Here is a 25,039-nt window from a genome sequence, read left to right on the forward strand (position 1 = left end):
AGGCCGCTGAGATCAGCGCTGTCCACCGCGTTCCAGAACCGCGACTCGGTGTCGGTCCGCTGCCAGGGAGAACGCGGGGCGGGCGTCGGCCAGTAGCGTTCGTGTTGGAAGGCGTAGGTGGGCAGCGGAACCCGACGTGCCCCGCACCCCCCGTAATAGCCGGCCCAGTCGACCTCGGTCCCGTGGACGAACACCCGCGCCAACGCCCCCACCACCGTCTCCGGTTCGGGGCGGTCCCGGCGCAACACCGGAACGAACACTGCGTCGGGGGCGCCCGTGCGCCTCCACCACATCCACCTCGGCAGGCGACAATCCCGCGTTGGCCAACGCCTGACGGATCACCCGCTGCTGGGAGGGACCGTTCGGCGCCGACAACCCATTGGACGCACCGTCCTGGTTGATCGCCGAACCCCGCACCACCGCCAGGACCGGGTTCCCGTCCCGCTGGGCGTCCGACAGGCGCTGGACCACCAGCATCCCCACACCCTCGGACCAGTTCGTCCCGTCGGCGGCCGCCGCGAACGACTTGCACCGACCATCACCCGCCAGGCCACCCTGGCGGTCGAACTCCGCGAACGTGGCGGGCGTCGGCATCACCGTCACTCCACCAGCCAAGGCCACATCGCACTCCCCCGAACGCAGTGCCTGCGCGGCCAGGTGCAACGCGACCAACGACGACGAACACGCCGTGTCCACCGTCACCGCCGGACCCTCCAGGCCCAATACGTAGGACACTCGGCCCGAGGCGACACTGGACGCGCTGCCGGTCGCCAGGTAGCCACTCACGTCCTCTGGCATAGCCCGCAACCGCGAGAGGTAGTCGTTGTGGCTCACGCCCGCGAAGACGCCCGCGGGCGTCCCGCGCAGTGTCGTCGGATCGATGCCGGCGCGTTCCAGGGCCTCCCAGGAGGTCTCCAGCAGCAACCGCTGCTGCGGGTCCATCGCCACCGCCTCACGGGGGGAGATCCCGAAGAACCCGGGATCGAACTCCGCCGCGTCGTACAGGAACCCGCCAACGCCGGTGAGCGATCGCCGAACCGGCCATCCCCGATCCGTGGGGAAGTTGGAGATCCCGTCACCGCCGGTCGCCACCAGCTGCCACAATTCCTCCGGAGAGGACACCCCACCCGGGTAGCGGCACGCCATCCCCACGATCACGATCGGCTCGTCGGAGACGACAGCCGCGACCGGCGCCGAGGCCGGGGACTGGCTTCCGCCGAGTTCGGCGACCAGTTGGGCCGCGAGCAGCTCCGGGGTCGGGTAGTCGAACACCAGTGTCGAGGGCAGTGCCAGCCCGGTCGCGGTGCTGATGCGATTGCGCAGTTCCACCGCGGTCAGCGAGTCGAAGCCCAGGTCCCGGAAGGAACCGCCGAGCCCGACGTCCTCCGGTCCGGCGTGCCCGAGAACTACCGCGACCTGGCCGCGGACCAGGTCGATCAGTGCCTGTTCCCGAGCCGCCTCGGACAGTCCCTCCAACCGCCGTGCCAGGGACGAGGTCACCGTCGTGGTGTCGGCCCGAACGGTACGTCGAGCGGAGGCCGGCGCCAGTCGCCGCAACAGGGGGGAAGTGCGGTGCGTCAGGGACGCCACGTCCAGCTTCATGGGCAACAGCAATGCGTCGTCGAGGCGCACGGCCAGGTCGAAGAGGGCCAGCCCCTGCTCCTGGGTCAGTGCCGCCACCCCGCTGCGGGACATCCGGAGCCGATCGGCTTCGGCACCCATGCCCGTGTCCTGCTCCCACAGTCCCCAGGCCAGTGACACCGCTGGAAGCCCGAGCGAGCGGCGGTACCTGGCCAGCCCATCCAGGAAGGTATTCGCGCTCGCGTAGTTGGCCTGCCCCGCTCCACCGAAGGTGCCAGCAGCGGAGGAGAACAGGACGAACGCGGTCAGGTCGAGATCCTTGGTGAGCTCGTGCAGGTTCACGGCAGCGTCGACCTTGGGCCGCATGACCCGCCGGAGGCGTTCCGGCGTCATCGCCTCGACCACACCGTCGTCCAGGACGCCGGCGGTGTGTACCACGGCCCGCAACGGGTGTTCCCCGGGAATGTCCGCGAGAACGGAGGCGAGGCTGTCCCGGTCGGCGGCGTCACACGCGATCGTCGACACCTCGCAACCGAGCTCGACCAGTTCGGCGGAGAACTCGTCCGCTCCCTCGGCCGCACCTCCACGGCGGCTGGTCAGCAGCAGGTGCCGCACGCCGTGTTCGACCACCAGGTGCCGGGCCACCACCCGGCCCAGGTTCCCTGTGCCGCCCGTCACGAGCACCGTGCCCGAGGAGTCGAACACGGCGGCACGGACGTCGTCCACCCGAACCTCACGGTCAGCCAGTGCCCGTGCCTCCGGCGAGGCCACCAGGGCGGGGCTGGTCGGCGTCTCCCCTGCCGCGGACCGCCAGGCCGCCGGCTCATCGGCCGGGCGCGTAAGAGCGTCGCTGGTGTCGACCCTGCCCAGCCGGGGTGCGTACGCCGTCCCCGCTCTCACCGCGACCTGGGGTTCGTCGCCCACCAGGACCGAGGCGACGAGATCGCCCACGTCGGCAACGCCGTCGAGGTCGACCAGCACGATACGACCCGGATTCTCCGACTGCGCCGAGCGCACCAGCCCCCACACGGCCGTGTGTTCCAGATCCGCCACGTCCGGTTCAGGGCCAACGGCTCCCCTGGTCAACACCACAAGCCTGCTGGATGCCCACCGCCGGTCCGCCAGCCACGAGCGCACAAGGTCCAGCGCCTGAGCGGCCGACCGGTGGGCCCGTGCGGGAAGCTCCGACAAGTCCGCATCGTCCCGCACTGCGCCCACGAACGAGGCGAACAGGACGTCAGGCGCGGTATCCGTGTCGCTGGCTTCCTCGAGCGGGACACCGCTCGAGGACAAGAGGTCGCCCAACTCGTCCCGGTCACCGTGGAGCACGGCCCACCGCCCGGCGAACGCCGCGTCCTCGTCAGGAGTAAGCGGCTCCCAGTCAAGTCGGAACAGGGCGTCCTGCGTGGCTGTCCGGATCCACTCCGCCGAAATCGGTTGGAAAGCAAGCCTTCCAACCGAGATGACAGGCCGGTTCAACTCGTCCACGGCCGTCAGGGACACGGTGTCCGCCCCGACGGCCCGCAACCGGACCCGCAGCCGTGCGGCGCCGCCCATGTGAACGGTGACGCCGGACATCGCGGACACCAGTCGGGAACCGATCTCCGTGCTCATGGTGTGCAGAGCCGCGTCCAGCAAAGCCGGATGCACCCCGAAGCCGCTGGTGCTGGTGCCCTCGGGCAGGACAACCTCGGCCAGCACGTCCTCGCCGTGCCGCCAGGCGGCGGTCACGCCCCGGAAGAGCGGGCCGCACTCCAGCCCCAGGGCCGCAGATACCGCGTACAACCCATCAACCTCGAGCGGCTGAGCGTCCGCCGGTGGCCACGGGCCCCCCACCGCGCCATCGACCACGACATCGTGCGTCGGACCCAAGGTTCCAGTGGCGTGCCGGGTCCAGGGCCCGTCGCCTCCAACCCTCGAGTACACCGTGACCCCACGCGAGGACGCCCCACCTCTCCCGTCGACGACGACATGGACAGTGAGGCCGTCGACGGTGTCGGGCAGGACCAACGGCGTGTGGAGGATCAGATCCTCAACCGTGGAGCAGCCGACCTCGTCGCCCGCGCGCACGACCATCTCCATGACGGAGGTCCCAGGGAGGACGATTCGGTCCAGGACACGGTGGTCTGCCAGCCAGGGATGGGAGTGGAGCGAGAGACGGCCAGTCAGCACGACTTCGTCATTGATGTGGGTGGGAATGACCGCGCCGAGCAACGGGTGCCCGGTGGCCTCCAAACCCAGCCCGGAGGCATCACCCGCAGGCCGGGAAGCCTCCAACCAGAAACGCCGCCGCTGGAAGGCATACGTCGGCAGATCAACCCGACGACCACCCCACCCGGCCAACATGCGGCGGTCAAGGTGTTCCGCAACTCGACAGCGGTCAACGAATCGAACCCGAGATCCTTGAACGGACGCTGGGCATCCACCTCGGCGAGGTCCTGGTGGCCCAACACCGCTGACACCTTGGCCCGCACCAACGCCAGCACCTCACGGTGTCGGTCCTCGGCGGACATGGCCGTTAACCGCACCCCCCACTCGACGGCCGTTGTTTCCTCCTGTCGACGGAGGGCACGGCGGCTCGGTGTCCGTACCAACGAGCGCCAGATCGGCGGCAGGATACCGGCCTGTGCCTGGGCACGAAGCCCGGCGAGATCCGTGGCCATCGCGACGACAGCCGCATCAGACCCGCTTGCCGCCATCTCGAGCAGGCTCAGCGCCCCGACGCCCACCGCCGCAGCGCGAACCCCGCCACCGACAGCGGCAACATCACCGGGCTGGTCTGGATCATGATCGGTGCCTCGGTCGCGACCGCGCTGCCGGTCGCCGGCGTCGTGCTCCTGGGCACGGTGCGCGACGATCCGCTGCTGCGGTGGTCGGGTGTGCCTCTCGGCCTGCTCATCGGTGGGTTGGCCATGTGGCTGTTCGGGCGGCTGGCCTACCGCAGGCTCGAGACGAACGGCCCCGAGCTGCTGGAGAAGCTGCGGGGCGGAAACCCGAACCTCCGCGCGAAGCCGGGGGAGCCCACGGTCGTCCTGGTCGAGCCGCCGGGCGCGAACGGGATGCGCGTCACGATCGGACTGTGCCTCGGCGCTGGGTGGATACCGATGGCCTCCGGCGTCATCTCGTTGATCCTCATCGTCGGGGGTGACGCGTCGCGAACCCTGTGGACGTTCGCGACGCGCCTCCCCGAGCCGCTGCCCGTTCCGGTCTCCATCCTGCTGGTCGGGCTGAGCGTGCTCGTCTACGCGACCGGCGTCCGCACCCTGCTGAGACTGCGCAGGCTCCGGAGGGAACCGGCGGCGACCCCCGTCACGGCCGTGGCCGCCTGATCACGACCCTGGCGCCACCCGTGTGAGCCAGTCCTCCACCAGACCGGCCGTCGACCTCGCGTTCTCACTGATCATCGTGAAGTGGTTGCCGGGAGCGTCGACGACCTCGTGCGGGTGGTTCCAGGAGGCGCGCCAGTCCTGGTCGTCCGGCGGCGCGCCGAGCGGTTCGGAGGCGCGGACGAGCAGGGTCGGGGCGGCCATCGGCAACCCCTCCCACGCGAACATGACGCCGATGTAGGCCGCCCAGGCGGTGATCCTGGCGTCGTTCATCGGAGCGTAGGAACGCTCGCGTTCGAACACGCCCTCCAGCATTTCGCCACTCCACCCGCTGAGCACCTCGCTGAACGGCGGGTAGGAGTCCATCAGCACCACCGCCGAGGGCCCCGACCCCGTCTGTTCCATGTGGTGCGCGAGCACGTTCGCGGCGATGGACCCGCCGGAGTGTCCGAGCAGCACGAACGGCGCTCCCCTGGTCAGTCGCCGGACGGCCTCGGCCTGCACGGCGGCCGACGCGGCCAGCGTGTCGGGCACCGGTTCCGACTCGACGAAACCCGGGTTGGGCAGCGCGTGGACCTCCCGGCGGCCGCGGAAGGCCGCGCTGAAGCGCGCGTACTCGTGCGGCCCCGACATCGGTGACATGGTGCAGCAGCAGATCAGGATCGGTTGTTCGGGGCCTTCGGACAGGCGGGCCGGTCGCAGTGGCTCCGGGAAGTCCTTCGGGTCGCTGAAGGACGGGCGGAACTCCACGATCTCGGTCAGCAGGCGGGAGAACGTCTCCGAGCCGCCGGTCCGGTGCGCCTGCCGCCACATCGCACTGATCAGACCGGGCGATCCGTGCTGCTCGGTGGGTGGCGCGACGGGTGCCTCGTCCGAGCCGAACAGCAGGGCGCGCAGATGGCGGGCGAGCAGCGTCGGTGTCGGGTGGTCGAAGACGAGCGTGGTGGACAACCGCTGCCCGGTGGCCCCACCGAGCCGGTCGCGCAGCTCCAGGGCGGTCAGCGAGTCGAAGCCCAGTTCGAGGAACTGGCGGTCGGTGGTGATCTCCGCCGGGTCCGAGTAGCCCAGTACGGTGGCGGCCTCGCCTCGGACCACGTCGACGAGCGCCGCGAGCCGTTCGGACGGGGACAGCGGCCCCAGGCGCCGCCGGAGGGCGCTGGAGCTCTGGACATCGCCGGGGTGGCCATCGGTGTTCGCGGTGTCGCGGACCAGCCGGACCTCGCCCAGTTCGTCGAGCAGTGGGCTCGGGCGGGCGCTGGTGAACGTGGGGACGAACCTGGTCCAGTCGATGTCCGCGAGGGCGACGAACGTCTCGTCGTGGTCAAGGACCTGGCGCAGGGCCACGCCGAGCAGGCCTGGTTCCATGACGCGCACGCCGCGGCGCGCCAACCGCTCGCGCTCGGCGGCGTCCCGGTCGTCGGGGCGGACCCGCGCGATCGAGACCCATCGGCGCCCCTCCGCCCGCCACCGCTCGGCGACGGCGTCGAGGAAGGCGTTCGCGGCGGCCTGGGGTCCCTGACGGGCGCTGCCCCACACCCCGGCGTTCGAGGACAACAGGATGAAGGTGTCCGCGTCGTCGCCCAGCAACTCCTCCAGGTGGGTCAGCGCGGCGACCTTCGCGCCGAACAGCTCGGCCAGCTCGTCGACCCGCAGGTCGGCGAGGGGGCCCTCCCGCTGGACGTCCGCCGCGTGCACCACGGTCCTGATCGGACTACCGGTGGCCTGGAGGCGGCGCACCAGCCCGGTGATCTCACCGCGGTCGGAGATGTCGCAGGCAACGACGGTCACCTCCGCGTCGAGCGCGTGCAGGTCGGTCTCCAGGTCCGCGACCCCGGGCGTCCGCGTCTCGCCACGGTCGACGAACACGAGGTGTTCGGCGCCGGCGTCGACGAGCGTCCTGGCCAGGCCCACGCGCTCCCGGTGGGTGCCACCCGTGATCAGCGCGGTGTCCCGCGTCGTCCAGTCGCGCGACGCGGGAACCTCACCCAACGGTGCCCGGACCAGTCTGCGGGCGAACGAACCCGACGGCCGGAGCGCCACCTGGTCCTCGCCGCCCGTGCCGGAGAGGACACCAGCCAGGAGTCGGAGCGCGCGGTCGTCCAGCACCGGGGGGAGGTCGACGAGGCCACCCCAGCGGTCGGCGTGCTCCAGCGCCGCGACCCTCCCCAACCCCCAGAGCTGTGCCTGGCGGGGATCGAGGAGCCGGTCGGCGTCCCCGACGGACACCGCGCCGAACGTCACGCACCACAGCGGGGCGTCGATCCCGGCGGCGCCGAGCGCCTGGACCAGGGTCAGCGTGGCAGCGGTCGCGCTGGCCACCTCGGGGTGACCCGGGTTCGCGGTCCCGTCGAGCGCCAGCAGGGACAGCACGCCCGACAGGTCCTGGTCGTCGCCGCGGAGCACCAGCGAGGACGTCTCGCCGGGGACCTCCTCCACGACGAGGCGGTCGACCTGGGCACCCAACATCCGCACCACGGCGGTGATGCGGTCGTCACCGCCGCGCGTGGCGGGTACCAGGACCAGCCAGGTGCCCGTCGGCGTCCCGGTGGGGGGTTGGGCCACCGGCTTCCACGCGATCCGGTACCGGCACCGGTCCAGCGCGGACTCGACCCGTGCCCTGTCGTGCCAGTCGGACAGGGCGGGCACGACCGCGCCGAGTCCGTCCTCGCTGCCCACCCCGAGCATCGCGGCGAGCGCGTCGACGTCCACCCGGCGGACCGCGTCCCAGAAGCCGGCGGTGGCGCCCTGGGGGTCCGGGTTCGCGTCGACGGGGGCTGGAGCGGGCAGCGGCCAGTAGCTCTGCCGTTGGAAGGCGTACGTCGGCAGGTCGACGCGTCGGGCGCCGCGCCCGGCGAACACCGGGGTCCAGTCCACCGGGGCGCCACCGACGTGGGCCTCGGCCAGGGACGTCAGGAACCGCTGCCCGGTGTCGGCGCCGCGGTGCAGGGACGCCACGCTCAACACCCGGCCGCCCGCGTCGTCGAGGTCCTCGATGGTCTCCGCCACCGACTGGATCAGGATCGGGTGTGGACTCAACTCCACGAAGGTGGTGTGCCCGCTGTTGACCAGTGCGCGCACGGTCTCCTCGAACCGGACCGGCTCCCGAAGGTTGCGCACCCAGTGGTCGGCCCCGAGGGCGGCGCCCTCGAGTCGTGTCGCGGTGACGGTGGAGAAGAACGGGACCGTGGTGCCCGAGGTCTCCAGACCGGCCAGCTGGTCGGCCAGGCGCGCCGCACAGGGGTCCAACTGCCGGGAGTGCCCCGCGTACTCGATGGTGACCCGCCTGGCACGGACTCCCTGCGACGCGCACAACCCGAGGAACTCGTTGACGGCGTCGTCGTCGCCGGATACCACGGTCGATACCGGGCTGTTGGTGGAGCCGATCTCCAGCCTGCCGTCCCAGCGGTCGAGCCAGTCCCGCACCCTGTCCGCGGGTAGGGACACCGCGGCCATTCCACCGCCGCCGGCCACGTCGGCCAGTGCCCGTCCACGTAGCGCGATGATCCGCGCCGCGTCCGGCAGCGACAGCGCGCCGGCCGCGCAGGCGGCGGTGACCTCGCCCAGGCTGTGGCCGGCCACCGCGTCCGGGACGACGCCGTGGTGCTCCCACAGCGCCGCCAGCGACAGCGTCACGGCGAAGAGCACGGGTTGGAGCACGTCGTTGCGCTCGAGCGGCGGCGTGCCGGGAACGCCTCGGAGCACGTCGTGGATCGACCAGTCGAGGTGGGGTGCCAGGGCGTGTGCGCAGGCGTCGAAGCGGTCGCGGAACACCGGAGAGCTGTCCAACAGCTCCACCGCCATTCCCTGCCACTGGGCGCCCTGACCGCAGAACAGGAACACGGTCCTGCCCGCCGTCCTCGACGAGCCGGTGACCACGGTGGCCGTCGGGGCACCGTCGGCCACCGATCGGGTGCCTTCGAGGAGTTCCTCCCTGGTCCGGCCGAGCACGACGGCCCGGTGCTCGAACGACGGCCGGGTGGTGGCCAGGGAGAACCCGATGTCGGCCGGTGTCAGGGCCGGCTCGGCGATCACGTGCGCGAGGAGGCGCGCCGCCTGGCCGCGCAGGGCCTCGGGAGTGTGCGCGGACAGCAGCCACGGCACCGGTTGGTCGGCCGGGCGGATCGGCTCGGGGGTTGCCGATGCCTCCTCCGGCGCGCGGGGTGGCTCCTCGATGATGAGATGGGCGTTGGTGCCGCTCACCCCGAAGGCCGACACCCCGGCCCGGCGTGGCCCGCCGGTCTCCGGCCAGTCCCGCGACTCCGTGAGCACCGACACGGCCCCGGACTCCCAGTCCACGTGCGGCGTCGGTTCGTCCACGTGCAGGGTCCGGGGCAGCACACCGTGCCGCATCGCCATGACCATCTTGATCACCCCGGCGACACCCGCCGCCGCCTGGGTGTGGCCGATGTTGGACTTCACCGACCCCAACCACAACGGCCGGTCCGCCGGGCGGTCACGGCCGTAGGTCGCCAACAACGCCTGCGCCTCGATGGGGTCTCCGAGTGTGGTGCCCGTGCCGTGCGCCTCCACGACATCCACTTCCGACGGAGCCAGGCGGGCGTTGGCCAGCGCCTTGCGGATCACCCGCTGCTGCGAGGGGCCGTTGGGTGCCGTCAGCCCGCTGCTGGCACCGTCCTGGTTGACCGCGCTGCCCCGCACCACCGCCAACACCTGGTGACCGTGGCGACGCGCGTCCGACAACCGCTCCAACAGCACCAGGCCCGCGCCCTCACTCCACGCGGTGCCGTCGGCCGCCGAGGCGAAGGGTTTGCACCGGCCGTCGGAGGCCAGGCCCCGCTGCCGGCTGAACTCGATGAACGCCGTCGGGGTGGACATGACCGACACGCCGCCGGCGAGCGCGAGCGAGCAGTCCCGAGCGGTGAGCGCCGCGGCGGCCAGGTGGATGGCCACCAGCGACGAGGAGCAGGCCGTGTCGACCGACACCGCCGGCCCTTCGAGGCCGAGCGTGTAGGAGATCCGCCCGGACAACACGGCAGCCGCGTTCCCGGTGCCCAGGTAGCCTTCGACACCGTCGGGCACGGTGGCCAGCAGCGCGACGTAGTCCTGGCTGCTCGGGGCGACGAAGACGCCGGTGCCACTGCCGCGCAGCGAAACCGGGTCGATCCCCGCCCGCTCGACCGTCTCCCAGGCGGTCTCCAGCAGCAGGCGCTGCTGCGGGTCCATCGCCAACGCCTCACGGGGGCTGATCCCGAAGAAGCGGGGATCGAAGTCGCCCGCATCGTGCAGGAACCCGCCCGCCCGGACGTAACTCGTGCCCGGCTGGTCGGGGTCGGCGTCGTACAGGCGGTCGACGTCCCAGCCCCGGTCGACGGGGAACTCCGTGATCGCGTCGGTGCCCCCGGCCACCAGCTGCCAGAACTCCTCCGGAGAACGCACCCCGCCGGGGAGCCGGCAGCCCATGCCGACCACTGCGATCGGTTCGGCGGGCTCGACCGCTGGTTTCCGCAGCTCCCGCTTGAGCCGTTCGTTCTCGGTCAGGGACGCGCGCAGCGCCTTGACCAGTTCGTCGGTGGACACGTTCATCAGAGCTCACCATCCCCGGTGCGTCGCTGGTCCGCGTCGCCGAGCGCCAGTTGGACGAGCCCCCGCACGCCCATCGTCTCGATCGCGCTCTCCTCCACCCGCGCCTGCCGGTCCCGCTCCGGTTCCTCCGTCCGTGCCAGGCCCAGCAGCGCGTCGAGCAGGCCCGCCTCCCGCAGCCGCCCGACCGGGATCGCCTCCAGAATGCGGCGGACCTCGTCGTCCTCCGACTCGTCCGACATCGTGGGGGCCAGCTCCGCCAGGAAGTGGTCGACCAGCTTGGCCGGAGTCGGGTGGTCGAACAGCAGGGTCGAGGGCAACCTGAGCCCGGTGGCCACACCGAGGAGGTCCCGCGCCTCGAGCGCGGTCATCGAGTCCACGCCCAGTTCGAGGAACCCCCGGGAGGCCTCGACGGCCTGCGGGGAGGAGTGTCCCAGGACGGTGCTCACCGCGTGCAGCACCATGGACTCCAGCGTCCGCCTCGCGTCCCGTTCGGTACCGGCGGCGAGCCGTTCACGCAGCTGGGCCGTGACGTCCTCGGTGGGGGCGGGAACGGCCGCCGAGGTGCGCTCCTGCTCCGCGCGCAACCGCCGCACGTCCGGGAGGTCCTCGAGCAGCGGGCTCGGGCCGGCGAAGGTGAACCGCGGCAGGAACCGTGCCCAGTCCACGTCGGCGACGGTGACCGAGGTCTCGTCGGCGGTGATCGCCCGTCGCAGCGCCGTGATCGCGAGGTCCGGGTCCATCGGCGGCAGGCCGTGCTTGCGGAGCAGCGCGTCGGCGTCCTCGACCGCCATGCCCGAGTAGGAGTCCCAGGGACCCCACGCCGTCGCCGTCGCCGGTAGGCCGCGAGCGCGACGGTGCTCGGCGATCCCGTCGAGGAAGGCGTTGGCCGCCGCGTAGCCGCACTGCCCCGAGCTGCCCCAGACACCGGCGATCGACGAGAACAGCACGAAGGCGTCGAGCGAGTCGTCATCGAACAGCTCGTCCAGCACGACCGCGCCCCCGACCTTGGCTCCGAGGACGTCGGCGAGTTCCTCCGGGGTCGTGTCGCCGAGGGGTGTCGACTGGCCGGCGCCAGCCGCATGGAACACCGAACGGATCGGCGACCCGCGTTCGGTGAGCCGGGCTGCCAGCTCACCCATCGCCACCCGATCGGCCACGTCGCACGCGGCGACGGTGACCGTGGCGCCGAGATCGGTGAGCTCCGCCTCCAGGGCGGCCGCGCCGGGTGCGTCCGCGCCACGGCGGCTGGTCAGCACGACGTGCTCGGCCCCGGCGCCCGCGACCCACCTGGCGACCACGCTGCCGAGTCCGCCGGTGCCACCCGTGATGAGCACGGTGCCGCTGGGACGCCAGCCGTCGCCCGCGGTGCCGCCGGGCATCGGTGCCCGCTCCAGTCTGCGGGCGAAGGTCCCGGAGGCCCGCACGGCGACCTGGTCCTCCGCGCCGCCGGCCAGGACGGCGCACAACCGGCTGGCCGCCCGCTCGTCCGGGGACTCGGGGAGGTCCACCAGCCCACCCCAGCGCCTCGGCTGTTCGAGGCCGACCACTCGGCCGAGGCCCCACACCTGCGACTGGACGGGGTTGGACAGCGGATCAGACCGGCCGACCGAGACCGCGCCGGAGGTGAGGCACCACAGGGGCGCCTCGATCCGCGCGTCCCCGAGGGCCTGTGCCAGAGCCAGCGTGCTCGCCGCGTCGGGTGCGTCGAGCGCGAGGAGGGACAGCACCCCGTCCACGGCGTCGGGCACGGCGACCAGCAGCTCGGCGAGCCGTGCGCGGTCCACCCCGTCCGGGCGCACGGCCACCTCGGCCACCTGGACGCCGTGCCGGGCCAGGGCGGCGACGCAGGGGCCGGACCACCGCCGGCCGGTCCCGGTGTCGGGCATGACCAGTAGCCACGTTCCCGTTCGCAGCCGCGCATCGCCCTCGGGCAACGGCTTCCACGCGATCCGGTAGCGCCACGAGTCCAGTACGGACCTCTCCCGATCTCGACGACGCCAGGCCGACAACGCGGGGAGCACGGCGTCGAGGGAGTCACCGGGTTCGACCCGTAGCGTGCTCGCCACTGTGCGCGGATTGCCCTCCTCCACCAGCTGCCAGAACCTCGACTCCGAGGAGGTCGGCGCTCCTTCCGACGCACGGGCGACGTCACTGGGCTCGCCTGCCACGGGCCAGTAGCGCTCGCGTTGGAACGCGTAGGTCGGCAGGTCGACCCGTCGACCACCGCGATGGGCCAGTACGGCCCCCCAGTCGACCGCCACCCCGCGAACGTGGAGTTCCGCCGCGGCCCTGGTGGCGGTCTCCACCTCCGGACGGTCCCGGCGGAGGAGTGAGGTGACGACGGCCTCGGGCGCGCCGAGCTCGTCGAGGCAGTCCCGGCCCAGCACCGCGAGGACGCTCTCCGGGCCGAGTTCGGCGTAGGCGGTCACCCCGTTGTCGGTCAGGCAGCGCATGCCGTCGGCGAACCGCACGGTTCCCCGGACATGGCGAACCCAGTAGTCCGGCGAGCGCAGCTCCTCGGACGTGGCGATGCGCCCGGTGAGGTTGGACACCACCGGTATCCGGGGCTCGTCGAAGGCCAGACCGTCGGCGACCCGGCGGAACTCGTCGAGCATCCCGTCCATGTGCGCGGAGTGGAATGCGTGGCTCACCCGGAGCCGTTTCGTCCCGCGTCCCGCGTCGCGCCAGTGCTCGGCGACGGCGGCCACGGCGTCGGCGTCACCGGAGATCACCGTGGCGGAGGGGCCGTTCACCGCGGCGACCTCGACCAGCGGGACGTGCTCGCCGAGGGACCCGACGACCTCGTCCTCGGAGGCCTGGATCGACACCATCGCACCGGTGAGCGGCGCCGCCTGCATCAGTCGCCCCCGCGCCGCCACCAGGACGCACGCGTCGGGCAACGACAGCACGCCGGACACGTGGGCCGCGACGAGTTCTCCGATCGAGTGGCCCATGAGGTAGTCGGGGGTCACGCCCCAGGACTCGACGAGCCGGAACAGCGCGACCTCGAGGGCGAACAACCCGGCCTGGGCGTAGCGGGTCTCGTCCAGTGCCCGTTCCGCCGGCGAGCCCGGTTCGGCGAACACCAGCTCCCTCAGGGACCGGTCCAGCAGGCCGTCGAACTGGGCGCACACGGCGTCGAAGGCGTCGGCGTACACCCGCTGGGTGTCGTAGAGGCCGCGTCCCATGCCCACTCGCTGGGTGCCCTGCCCGGTGAACAGCAACGCCACCACGGCCCGGTCGTGGGCCACGCCCCGCACGACGGACGGGTCGGGGTGTCCCCCGGCGAGCGAGTCCAACGCGCGGGCGGCGTCGTCGTGGTCGTGCGCCAGCACCACCGCCCGGTGGTCCAGTGCCGCTCGGGTGGTCGCGAGGGAGTACCCGATGTCGACGGGCCGCAGCTCCCGGCTGTCGCGGGTGTACGTCGAGAGCCGGGACGCCTGCGCGCGCAGTGCCACCTCGCCCCTGCCGGACACCGTCCAGGGCAGCACCCCGCCCTGGTGCTCGTCCGGTTCGGCGGGGGTTTCCTCGGGGGCTGGTGCCTGCTCGAGGATCAGGTGCGCGTTGGTGCCGCTGACGCCGAAGGCCGACACCCCGGCCCGGCGGGGCCCGCCGGTCTCCGGCCAGTCCCGGGACTCCGCCAGCACGGACACCGCTCCGGACTCCCAGTCCACGTGCGGGGTGGGCTCGTCGACGTGCAGGGTCTTCGGCAGCACTCCGTTGCGGAGCGCCATGACCATCTTGATCACGCCGGCGACGCCGGCCGCCGCCTGGGTGTGGCCGATGTTGGACTTCACCGACCCCAACCACAACGGCCGGTCCGCCGGGCGGTCCTGGCCGTAGGTCGCCAACAACGCCTGCGCCTCGATCGGATCACCCAGGGTGGTGCCCGTCCCGTGCGCCTCCACCGCGTCCACCTCGGAGGCGGTGAGCCGGGCGTTGGCCAGGGCCTGGCGGATCACCCGCTGCTGCGAGGGGCCGTTCGGCGCGGTCAGGCCGTTGGACGCTCCGTCCTGGTTGACCGCGCTGCCCCGCACCACCGCCAACACCTGGTGACCGTTGCGACGCGCGTCCGACAACCGCTCCAACAGAACCAGACCGGTGCCCTCGCCCCAGCCGGTGCCGTCGGCCGCCGCCGCGAACGGCTTGCACCGGCCGTCCGAGGCCAACCCCCGCTGCCGGCTGAACCCTACGAAGATGCCGGGGGTGGACATCACGGTGACCCCGCCGGTCAGGGCGAGGGAGCACTCGTCCTGCCGCAGTGCCTGGCAGGCCAGGTGCAGCGCGACCAGTGACGCCGAGCACGCCGTGTCGACCGACACCGCCGGCCCCTCGAGTCCGAGCGTGTAGGAGATCCGCCCGGACAGCACGCTCGACGCGTTGCCCGTCAGCAGGTGGCCCTCGACACCGGCGGTGGCCATCATGAGCGCGCCGTAGTCCTGGTAGTTGGTGCCCATGAACACGCCGGTGCGGCTGCCGCGCAGCGAGGTCGCGTCGATGCCGGCCCGTTCGAAGACCTCCCACGCGGTCTCCAGCAGCAGCCGCTGCTGCGGGTCCATCGCCAACGCCTCACGGGGGCTGATTCCGAAGAGGCCGGGGTCGAACTCCCCGGCGTCGTGGACGAAGCCGCCTTCGCGGACGTAGGTCCTGCCCTCCCGGTCAGGGTCGGCGTCGTACAGGGATTCCAGGTCCCAGCCCCGGTCGGAGGGGAATTCCCCGATCGCGTCGCGGCCGGAGGCGACCAGCTCCCACAGCTCCTCCGGTGTCCGAACACCCCCGGGGAACCGGCAGCCCATGGCGACGATCGCGATGGGCTCGTCGGTGTCGGCGCCCGCCGCCACGGGGGCCACCACGGGGTCGGAGGTGGTCCCTCCGGCCAGCTGGGTGCGCAGCTCCTCGGCGAGGGTCCTGGGGTTCGGGAAGTCGAACACCAGGGACGTCGGCAGCGCCAGACCGGTCGAGGCTGCGAGCCTGTCGCGGAACTCGACCGCGGTCAGCGAGTCGAAGCCGAGGTCCCGGAACGCGCGCAGCTCGGTGACCGCGTCGGGGGACGCGTGTCCGAGCACGGCGGCCGCGTTGACGCTGATCAGCTTCAGCAGGGCACGGAGCTGCTCGTTCGGTGGCAGACCGGCCATCGCGGGGGCCGCCGACGACTCCGGCTGGTCCTGTTCGCTCAGGGCGGGGGCCTCCGTCTCCAGTGCGCGTCGTGCCTCCGGGAGGTCGGACAGCAGCGGGCTGGGCCGCACCGTGCCGAAGGCCGGCGCGAAGCGTGCCCAGTCGATGTCGGCGATGGTCGACACGGTCTGGTCGGCGGCCACCGCCCGTTCGAATGCGGTGAGGGCGGCCGCCGGCGCCATCCCGTCGAGGCCGCCGCGGCGCATCCGCTCGACGAGCGCCGGGTTCTCCGCGAGGAGACCGTGCTCCGCCCACGCTCCCCAGGCGATCGAGGTGGCGGGCAGCCCCTTCGCGCGGCGCTGCTCGGCCAACGCGTCGAGGAAGGCGTTCGCCGCGGCGTAGTTGCCCTGGCCGGCGTTCCCCGTGGTGCCGGCCATCGACGAGAAGAGCACGAACGCGTCCAGCTCGATACCGGCGGTCAACTCGTGCAGATTGGTGGCCGCGTCCACCTTGGCCCGCAGTACCGCCTCGAACCGGGCTGGGGTGAGGCCGTCCAGGATGCCGTCGTCGAGCACGGCGGCGGCGTGGAGGACGCCTGTCAGCGGGTGGCGCTCGGGTATCGAGGCCAGCAGCTCGCCGAGGGCGGCGCGGTCGGCGGCGTCACAGGCCGCGATCGTCACCTCGGCGCCCAGCTCGCGCAACTCGGCGTCGAGGTCCGCCGCTCCGGGTGCCCGTGTTCCTCGGCGGCTGACCAGCATCAGGTGTTCCGCGCCCTGCCGCGCGGCCCACCGGGCGACGTCCGCACCCACACCGCCGGTACCACCGGTGATCAGCACGGTTCCCCTTGGCCGCCAGGGCTGTCCGCCGGTTCCCTCGTTCGCCCTGGTCAGCCTGCGCAGGAAGACACCGGAGGGGCGCACGGCGACCTGGTCCTCGCCGTCGACACCCGCCAGCACCCCGGCCACCCTGGCGACTCCCCGGTCGTCGAGCGACTCGGGCAGGTCGATCAGCCCGCCCCAGCGGTCGGCGTGCTCGAGCGCGGCCACGCGCCCCAGCCCCCAGACCTGGGCCTGCGTCGCGCTGGTCGGCGCCTCGAACCTGCCCACGGATACCGCGCCCCTGGTGCAGCACCACAGCGGCGCCGTGAGTCCGGCGTCGCCGAGAGCCTGGACCAGCAGCAGCGTTCCCGTCACCGCGGCAGGAACCGACGGGTGCTCGGCGTGCGGACGCTCGTCCAGGGCAAGCAGCGAGAGGACTCCGGCCACCTCGCTGTCCCCCACGTCCTCCCGCAGCCGCTCGGCGAGTACCTGCCTGGTGTCCTCCGGTGCGGTGCGCAGGGTGTGGACCTGGGCTCCGGAGCGCCGCAGGCCGAGGACCAGGTCGTCCGCGTCGTGCCCGGTGGGGGCCACGACCAGCCAGGTGCCCGTCAGCGACTCGGGCAGGGCGGTGGTCAGCGGCCGCCAGCTGATCCGGTACCGCCAGGAGTCCACCTGGGACTCCACCTGCCGCCGCTGATGCCACTGGGACAGCGCGGGCAGGGCGTCACCGAGTCGGATGTCACCGTCGATCCCGATGGCGCCGGCCAGCTCGTCGAGGTCCTGCCGCTCGACCATCCCCCAGAACTCGGAGTCCTCGGTGGCCACGTCGGTCCCTGGGAGCTGGGCGCTCTCCGGTGCGGCCCAGAAGTCGAGCGAAGGCCAGTGCCGGTCGCGGTGGAACGGGTAGGTGGGCAACTCGACCCGGCGGGCGTCCAGCCCGTCGAACGCCGCCGACCAGTCGACGCGGGCCCCTGCGACGTGCGCCTCGGCCAGTGAGGTCAGGAACCGTTCCACACCCTCGTCGCGGCGCAGCGTTCCCGTCGTCGCCATGTCGTGGCCGCTGTCCTCGGCCGTCTCCCGGATTCCGGGCAGCAGCACGGGATGCGGGCCCACCTCCACGAACAGGTCGTGCCCGTCCGCGAGGAGCGCTCGAGCCGCCCGTTCGAACTCGACCGGCTGCCGGAGGTTCTGGTACCAGTACTCGCCGTCCAGGGGCGTGCCGTCGAGCCGGTCGCCGAACACCGTGGAGAACAGCGGGAGCTCCGAGGAGGCCAACGGCGAGAGGCCCTCCAGTCCCCGCACGAGCCGGTCGCGCACCGGCTCGACGTCGGCGGAGTGCGCGGCGTTGGTCAGTCCGGGCAACCTCCTCGCTCGACCGCCCTCCTGAAGGACGCTGGCGACCAGTTCGTCCAACGCGTCGGACTCGCCGGACACCACGATCGAGGTCGGGCTGTTGACGGCGGCGATGGCCAGCCTGTCGCCCCACCGTTCCAGACCGCGCCGCACCCGCTCCAGGGGCAGCAGGATCGACGCGGTCGCGCCCCCGCCGCTCAGCTCGCGGAGCAGACGACTGCGCAGTGCGATCACCCGGGCGCCGTCCTCGACGGACAGGTACCCGGCCACGCAGGCCGCCGCGACCTCGCCCTGGCTGTGCCCGACGACGCTGGTCGGTCGCACGCCGAAGGCCCGCCACAGCTCGGTCAGCGACACGGTCATGGCGAACAACGCCGGTTGGAGGACGTCGATGCGGGTGAGGTCCGGCGAACCGGGAACGTCCCGCAGCACGTCCAGCAGCGACCAGTCGAGGTGCGGTTCGAAGGCCCGCGCGCACTCGGTCACCCGGTCACGGAAGACCGGGGAGCGCTCCAGGAGCTCCCTGCCCATGCCGACCCACTGGGCACCGTAGCCGGGGAAGACGAACGCCGCCTTCTCCCGCTCGGCCGTGACTCCGCGCACCAGGCCGGGGTGCGGCCTGTCTGCGATCACCGCGTCCAGGCCGTTCAGGAACGCCTCGCGGTCGTCCATGAGCAGGACGGCGCGGTGGTCGAACGTCGAGCGGGTGGTCGCCAGTGACAGACCGACGTCGGCCACGTCGAGGTCGGGTCGGTCCGCCAGCGTCGCCTTCAGCCTGACCGCCTGTTCAGCGAGCGCCCGCTCGGACTTCGCTGACAGCACCCAGGGCACGGTCCCCGTGACCACGGCCCTCGGCCTGGTGCGGGTCGCGGTGGCGGCGGTCGGGCCGGGCGGTGGTGGGGCCTCCTCCACGATGACGTGCGCGTTCGTGCCGGTGATGCCGAACGACGAGACCCCGGCCCTGCGTGGCTGGTCGACACGCTGCCACGGCCGCGACTCGGTCAGCAGCGCCACCGCCCCGGCCGCCCAGTCCACGTGCGGGGTCGGGGTCCCCACGTGCAGGGTGGCCGGCAGGACGCCGTTGCGCAGGGCCAGCACCATCTTGATCAGGCCGGCGACACCCGCCGCGGCCTGGGCATGCCCGAGGTTCGATTTCAGGGAACCCAGCCACAGCGGCTTGTCCGCCGGCCGGTCCTGCCCGTAGGTGGACAGCAGGGCCTGCGCCTCGATCGGATCGCCGAGCACCGTGCCGGTGCCGTGCGCCTCGACGGCGTCGACCTGCCGGGGGGACAACCGCGCGTTGTCCAGGGCGTCGCGGATGACCCGCTGCTGGGCCGGACCGTTGGGAGCCGTCATGCCGCTGCTCCTGCCGTCCTGGTTCACGGCGCTCCCGCGCAGCACCGCCAGCACCGGGTGGCCGAGGCGGTGCGCGTCGGACAGCCGCTCCAGGACCAGGACGCCGGCGCCCTCCGCGTAACTGGTGCCGTTCGCGTCGGCGGAGAAAGCCCGCGCCCTACCGTCGTGGGCGAGGACGCTCTGCCTGCTGGAGGCGACGAAGATGGCGGGGATCGACATCAGGGAGATGCCGCCCGCCAGCGCCAGTGAGCACTCGCGACTCCGCAGCGCCTGGCTGGCCAGGTGCGTGCTCACCAGCGACGAGGAGCAGGCGGTGTCGATGGTCACCGAAGGGCCGACGAGCCCGAGGGTGTAGGACAGGCGACCGGACATCGCGGAGGCGGCGGTGCCGGTCAACGCGTGCCCGCCGACGTCCTCGGCCGCCGCGGACAGCAGCGTCGCGTAGTCCTGGCCGTTGGTGCCCACGAACACGCCGGTGCGGCTGTTCTGGAGCGTCAGCGGATCGATGCCCGACCGCTCCAGGGCCTCCCAGGCCACCTCCAGCAGCATCCGCTGCTGGGGGTCCATCGCCCGCGCCTCTCGCCTGCTGATCCGGAAGAAGTCCGCGTCGAAGTCAGCGATGCCGTCGATGAACCCGCCGTGGCGGGTGTGGGTGGTGTCGCGTCGTCCCGAATCGGGATCGGGATCGTAGAACTCGTCAACCCCCCACCCCCGCTCGACCGGGATCTCCGAGATCGCGTCGACGCCGTCCGCGAGGAGGCGCCACAGTTCGTCCGGCGAGCGCACTCCGCCAGGGAAGCGGCATCCGATGCCGACGATGGCGATCGGTTCCGTCTCCCTGGCCTCGGCCTCACCAAGCCGTCGCTGAGTCTCCTCCAGGTCGGCGGCGACCCGCTTGAGCAGGTAGCGGAGCCTTTCTTCACTCGCCATGGACGCATCTCCGTTTCGGCTGCGAGGCCGGTGTCGTTCAGAAATCAGGAAATTCCGTACTTCTTCGCGATGAGATCAGCGATCTCGTCGTCCGTGGCGGACTCGAAGTCGTGAGCGCCGTTCTCCCGCGGTTGCTCCGCCGAGGTCTTCCACTCGGCGACGAGCGCCTGCATGCGCAGCATGATCCTGGTCCGAACCGAGTCGTCGGAGTCCAGCGCGGACAGGTTCCTCTCCAGTCCGTCGAACTGTTCCAGCGCGTCGGCGCCCGCCGGGTCGCCGGCGCCGAACATCTGGTCCTGGAGGAATGCCGCCAGTCCCACCGAGGTGGGGTAGTCGAACGCCACGGTGGCGGGCAGGGTCGCGCCGGTCGCCTTGGCCAGCCGGTTGCGCAACTCCACCGCCGTCACCGAGTCGAAACCCAGCTCGAGGAAGACCCGCTTGGGCTCCACGTCGGCGGCGGAGCCGTACCCGAGTACGGCGGCCACCTCGCCGAGGACGAGCTCGACCACGGCGCGTTCCCGGTCGGCGCCGGAAAGGGCGCGCAGCCTCTCCCGGATCGGCGAGTCGCCGGAGGGTGGGCCGTCGACGCCACCGGCCTCCAGCGCGAGGACGGCCTCCGGTATGTCCCGGATCAGCGGGCTCTCCCGCGTCGCGGTCAGCGCGATGGCGAAGCGTTCCCAGGCGATGTCCGCGACGAGCAGGGAGTTCTCCCCGTGGTCGAGGATCTCCCGCAACGCGCGGAGCGCCAACTCGGGCGCCATCGCGGGCATCCCGTGTCGGTCGAGCACCTCGCCGAACGCGCCGTCGGCCATCCCCCCGCCTGCCCAGGCACCCCAGGCCACCGAGGTCGCGGGAAGCCCGTCGGCCCGGCGCTGCTGCGCCAGGGCTTCGAGGAAGGCGTTGCCGGGGGCGTAGTTGCCCTGCCCGGAGGTTCCGATCGCACCCGCGACCGAGGAGAAGACGACGAACGCGGACAGGTCCACGTCCCGGGTCAGCTCGTGCAGGTTGAGCGCTCCGGCCACCTTCACGCGCAGGGCGCGCTCGATCCGCTCGGGTGTCAGCGAGTCGATCACGCCGTCGTCGAGGATCGCGGCCGAGTGCACCACCGCCGTGAGCGGGTGCTCCGCCGGCAGCTGCGCCAGCACCGACGCCAGCGCCTCCCGGTCACCGATGTCACAGGCCGCCAGCGTGACGCGCACGCCGGTCTCGGTGAGTTCCTTCGTCAGCTCCTCGGCGCCGGGTGCCTCCGGGCCCCGTCGACTGATCAGCAGCAGGTGGTCGGCGCCGTTGGCCGCCAGCCAGCGGGCCACCTGCCTGCCGATGCCGCCCGTGCCACCGGCCACGAGGACGGTGCCCGACGGTGACCAGGAACCCGACGCCGGCCGGCCACCGAGGGGTGCGCGTGCCAGCCTCCGCCCGTAGCCGCCGGAGTCACGGATCGCCACCTGGTCCTCGCCGCCCAGCCCCGCGAGGGTCGCGCACAGCCAGCTGGCCGCGCGCCCGTCCAGTGCTTCGGGCAGGTCGATCACGCCGCCCCACCTCGTCGGGTGCTCCAGCCCGACGACGCGACCGAGCCCCCACACGAGGGCCTGGTCCGGGTTGTCGAGCCGCTCGGTCGCCTCCACGGCGACCGCTCCCCGGGTGACGCACCACAACGGCGCGTCGACGGCGATGTCACCCAGGGCCTGCACGAGCGCCATGGTGGTGGCGAACCCGGCCGGCGTCGCGCGCCGCGGGTCGCGCCGGTCGTCCAACGCCGTCAACGACAGCACGCCCTGGAGGTGTTCGCCCTCGGGCAGCAGGGTGCGCAGCTGCCCGACGAGGGACTCCCGGTCGGCTCGCCCCGCGTCCACCCTCAGCTCGGTGACACCCGCTCCGTGTTCGGCCAGTCCACGCACGCACTCGGCGCCGAGTCCGCTCTCGTCGTCGGCTGGCAGGATGACGAGCCAGTCGCCGGTGAGCACGGGACGGATCGGGGCGCTCAGTGGCTTCCACGCCATGCGGAAACGCAGGGAGTCGACGGCTCCGCGGTCCTCGCCGCGGCGCCGCCACGAGCAGAGGGCGGGCAGGGCCGCGCGAAGTGAGACGTCCGCCGTCTCGACTCCCAGAGTCTCGGCCAGCAGCTCGGGGTCCTCACGTTCCACGGCCGCCCAGAACTCGGCGTCGGACGCGAATGCCGTCCCGGTGGGGCCCGCTCCCAGGATCGGGAGCGTCCCCACGTCCGGCCAGTAGCGTTGGCGTTGGAAGGGGTAGGTCGGCAGGTCGGTCACCACCGCCCCGTGCGACGTGAAACACGGCGCCCAGTCCACCCCCACACCCCGAACATGGGCCTGGGCCAACGCCCTCACCCACTGCCGAGCATCGTCCTCCCCACGCCGCAACGACCCCAACACCACCACCTCAGCGACCCCCACACCATCAAGGGTCTCCTCCACCGCCATCGTCAACACCGGATGCGGCGACACCTCCAGGAACACCCCGAACCCCTCACCAGCCGCCACCCGCACCGCATCCTCGAACACCACCCGCCCCCGCAGACCCCGATACCAGTACTCCCCATCCATCGTGGTCGGATCCACCACCCGACCAGTCACCGTGGAGAACACCGGAACCCGACCCCGCCGCGGAACCCCCCCGGCAAGATCCCGGGCCAGACGCTCCCGAATCCCCTCCACCTGCTCGGAATGCGAGGCGTAGTCCACCGGGATCACCTTCGCCCGCACACCCCGGGCCACCGCATCGGAGACCACCGCCTCCACCGCGTCCACCGCACCCGAGACCACCGTCGCGGTCGGACCGTTGGCCGCGGCCACCCCCACCCGGGCACCCTCACCCGGGCACACCTGGCCGATCCACCCCCGCACCGTCTCCGCCGGGGCCGACACCGAGGCCATCGTGCCCTGACCCGACAACTCCTCGGCGATCGCCCGACTGCGCAGGGCCACGATCCTGGCGGCGTCCTCCAGGGTCAGCACCCCGGCGACGTGGGCGGCGGCGATCTCACCCTGGGAATGCCCGATGACCGCGTCCGGCTCGATCCCGTGGACCCGCCACAACTCGGCCAGTGACACCATCACCGCGAACAGCATCGGCTGGACCACGTCCACCCGGTCCAACACCGCCGGGTCGGTCTCGCCCCGCAGGACCGCCCACGGGGAGAAGTCCACGTAGGGGGCCAAGGCGGTGGCGCACCGGTCGAAGCTGGTGGTGAACACCGTCGAGGAGGTGGCCAGGCCCGTGGCCATGCCCCACCACTGCGAGCCCTGGCCGGGGAACACCATCACCCGACGGCCCCGGGACTCGGCGACCCCGGAGACCACACCGGGGGCCGTGTCGGCGGCCAACCCGCCCTCGGCAAGGGCACTCAACCCGGCGACCAGCTCGTCCCGGTCGGTACCGACGACCACGGCGCGGTGTTCGAACACCGAACGGGAGACCACCAACGAGTAGCCCACGTCGACCGGGTCACTCCCGCCGTTGTCGAGGTGGTCGCGCAACCGGGCGGCCTGCTCCCGCAGGGCCCGCGCCGACCGACCCGACAACACCCACGGCACGACCACGGGAACCGACCTCGGCTCCTCGGGTTTCGCCGCCACTTCGGGGGCCTGCTCCAGGATGGTGTGGGCGTTCGTGCCACTCACGCCGAACGAGGAGACCCCGGCCCGGCGCGGTTCACCGGTCTCCGGCCAGGGCCGCGTCTCCGACTGGACCGCGACGGCCCCGGACGCCCAGTCCACGTGTGGCGTCGGTTCGTCCACGTGCAAGGTCTTGGGCAGGACACCGTGCCGCAGGGCCATGACCATCTTGATCACCCCGGCGACACCCGCCGCCGCCTGGGTGTGGCCGATGTTGGACTTCACCGACCCCAGTGACAGCGGGCGGTCCGCTGGGCGGTCCTGGCCGTAGGTCGCCAACAACGCCTGCGCCTCGATCGGATCACCCAGGGTCGTGCCCGTGCCGTGGCCCTCGACGGCGTCGACCTGGGAGGCGGACAGCTTCGCGTTGAGCACGGCCTCACTGATCACCCGCTGCTGAGCGGTGCCGTTCGGTGCGCTCAGCCCGTTCGACGCGCCGTCCTGGTTGATGGCGCTGCCTCGGACCACCGCCAGGATGGGGTGGCCGTTGCGCTGGGCGTCGGAGAGCCGTTCCACCAGGAGCATGCCGACGCCCTCGGACCAGCTGGTGCCGTCGGCCGAGGACGAGAAGGCCTTGCACCGCCCGTCGGGTGCCAGGCCGCGCTGCCTGCTGAAGAGCACGAACATGCTCGGGTTCGCCATCACCGTGACACCGCCGGCCAGCGCCATCGAGCACTCGCCGCGCCGCAGCGCGTGACACGCCCAGTGCAGGGCGACCAGCGACGACGAGCACGCGGTGTCGATGGAGACCGCCGGGCCGTGCAGACCGAGGGTGTACGCGACCCGACCGGACGCGACGCTGGCCGTGTTGCCGGTGCCCACGTACATGTCCGCGCCCTCGCGGGATGACGCCAGGTAGACGTCGTACCCCTGGTGGGTCACCCCGGTGAACACACCCGTCGAGCTGCCCCGCATCGAGACCGGGTCGATCCCGGCGCGTTCGAACGCCTCCCACGAGGCGTCGAGCAACAGACGCTGCTGGGGGTCCATCGCGACCGCCTCCCTCGGGCTGATCCCGAAGAAGGAGGCGTCGAAGTCCGCCACGTCGTGGATGAAGCCACCGGAGACGCCGTAGCTCTTGCCGGGCTTGTCGGGGTCGGCGTCATACAGCGCGTCGACGTCCCAGCCCCGGTTGTCCGGCATCCCGGACACCACGTCCGAGCCGGAGGAGACCACCTCCCACAGGTCCTCCGGGCTGCGCACCCCGCCCGGGAACCGGCAGCCCATCCCGATGATCGCGATGGGCTCGTCGCTCTGCTGCTCAACCGCGCGCAGCCGCTGACGAGTGTCGTGCAGTTCTTTCGTCACCTGCTTGAGGAAGTAACGAAGTTGTTGTTCGGTCACCGCCGACACCACCTGTCGCGATCGCCATGGCTCGTCA

At 72.3% G+C, this 25,039-nt stretch carries 5 protein-coding genes and 2 pseudogenes; 1 reads left to right on the forward strand and 6 read right to left on the reverse strand.

Features of this window, described 5'->3' with window-relative positions; all coding sequences use genetic code 11:
* Positions 1 to 12 precede the first annotated feature (12 nt).
* From C1701_RS25930 to C1701_RS28275, 3 genes and pseudogenes are all read right to left on the reverse strand, one after another.
* Positions 13 to 3,345, reverse strand: a pseudogene (locus C1701_RS25930) (SDR family NAD(P)-dependent oxidoreductase); the annotation flags it as partial.
* Between the two features lie 210 nt (positions 3,346 to 3,555).
* Positions 3,556 to 3,753 (reverse strand): annotated as a pseudogene (locus C1701_RS28270) (polyketide synthase dehydratase domain-containing protein); the annotation flags it as partial.
* A complete protein-coding gene (locus C1701_RS28275) occupies positions 3,747 to 4,280 on the reverse strand; it encodes a phosphopantetheine-binding protein (protein ID WP_443098171.1) in 534 nt (177 codons plus the stop codon). The gene C1701_RS28275 and the pseudogene C1701_RS28270, both read right to left, overlap by 7 nt.
* Positions 4,281 to 4,367: 87 nt before the next feature.
* On the opposite strand from C1701_RS28275, the gene C1701_RS25940 reads away from it, so the two are divergent.
* Complete coding sequence (locus tag C1701_RS25940; RefSeq protein ID WP_103056824.1) at positions 4,368 to 4,910, forward strand: hypothetical protein; 543 nt, start codon at positions 4,368 to 4,370, stop codon at positions 4,908 to 4,910.
* On the opposite strand, the gene C1701_RS25945 is transcribed toward C1701_RS25940, so the two are convergent.
* From C1701_RS25945 to C1701_RS25975, 3 genes are read right to left on the reverse strand one after another with little or no spacing between them, the layout of a single operon-like run.
* Positions 4,911 to 10,445: a type I polyketide synthase gene (locus C1701_RS25945; RefSeq protein WP_443098172.1), complete on the reverse strand. Its 5,535-nt coding sequence runs from the start codon at positions 10,443 to 10,445 to the stop codon at positions 4,911 to 4,913. It abuts the gene before it with no gap.
* Positions 10,446 to 10,450: 5 nt separating this feature from the next.
* A complete protein-coding gene (locus C1701_RS27985; RefSeq protein ID WP_443098173.1) occupies positions 10,451 to 20,071 on the reverse strand; it encodes a type I polyketide synthase in 9,621 nt (3,206 codons plus the stop codon).
* Positions 20,068 to 25,011, reverse strand: a complete 4,944-nt coding sequence (locus C1701_RS25975; RefSeq protein WP_443098135.1) for a type I polyketide synthase — start codon at positions 25,009 to 25,011, stop codon at positions 20,068 to 20,070. Before C1701_RS25975 ends, C1701_RS27985 begins: the two co-directional genes overlap by 4 nt.
* Positions 25,012 to 25,039: the final 28 nt, after the last annotated feature.

Origin of the sequence: Actinoalloteichus sp. AHMU CJ021 (assembly GCF_002895405.1) — a bacterium.
In the GTDB taxonomy this organism is placed as follows: domain Bacteria; phylum Actinomycetota; class Actinomycetes; order Mycobacteriales; family Pseudonocardiaceae; genus Actinoalloteichus_B; species Actinoalloteichus_B caeruleus.

Coding starts and splice junctions, on each gene's coding strand:
- C1701_RS28275 (WP_443098171.1), bottom strand. CDS start 4,280: ATGGCGGCAAGCGGGTCTGATGCGGCTGTCGTCGCGATGGCCACGGAT.
- C1701_RS25940 (WP_103056824.1), top strand. CDS start 4,368: ATGATCGGTGCCTCGGTCGCGACCGCGCTGCCGGTCGCCGGCGTCGTG.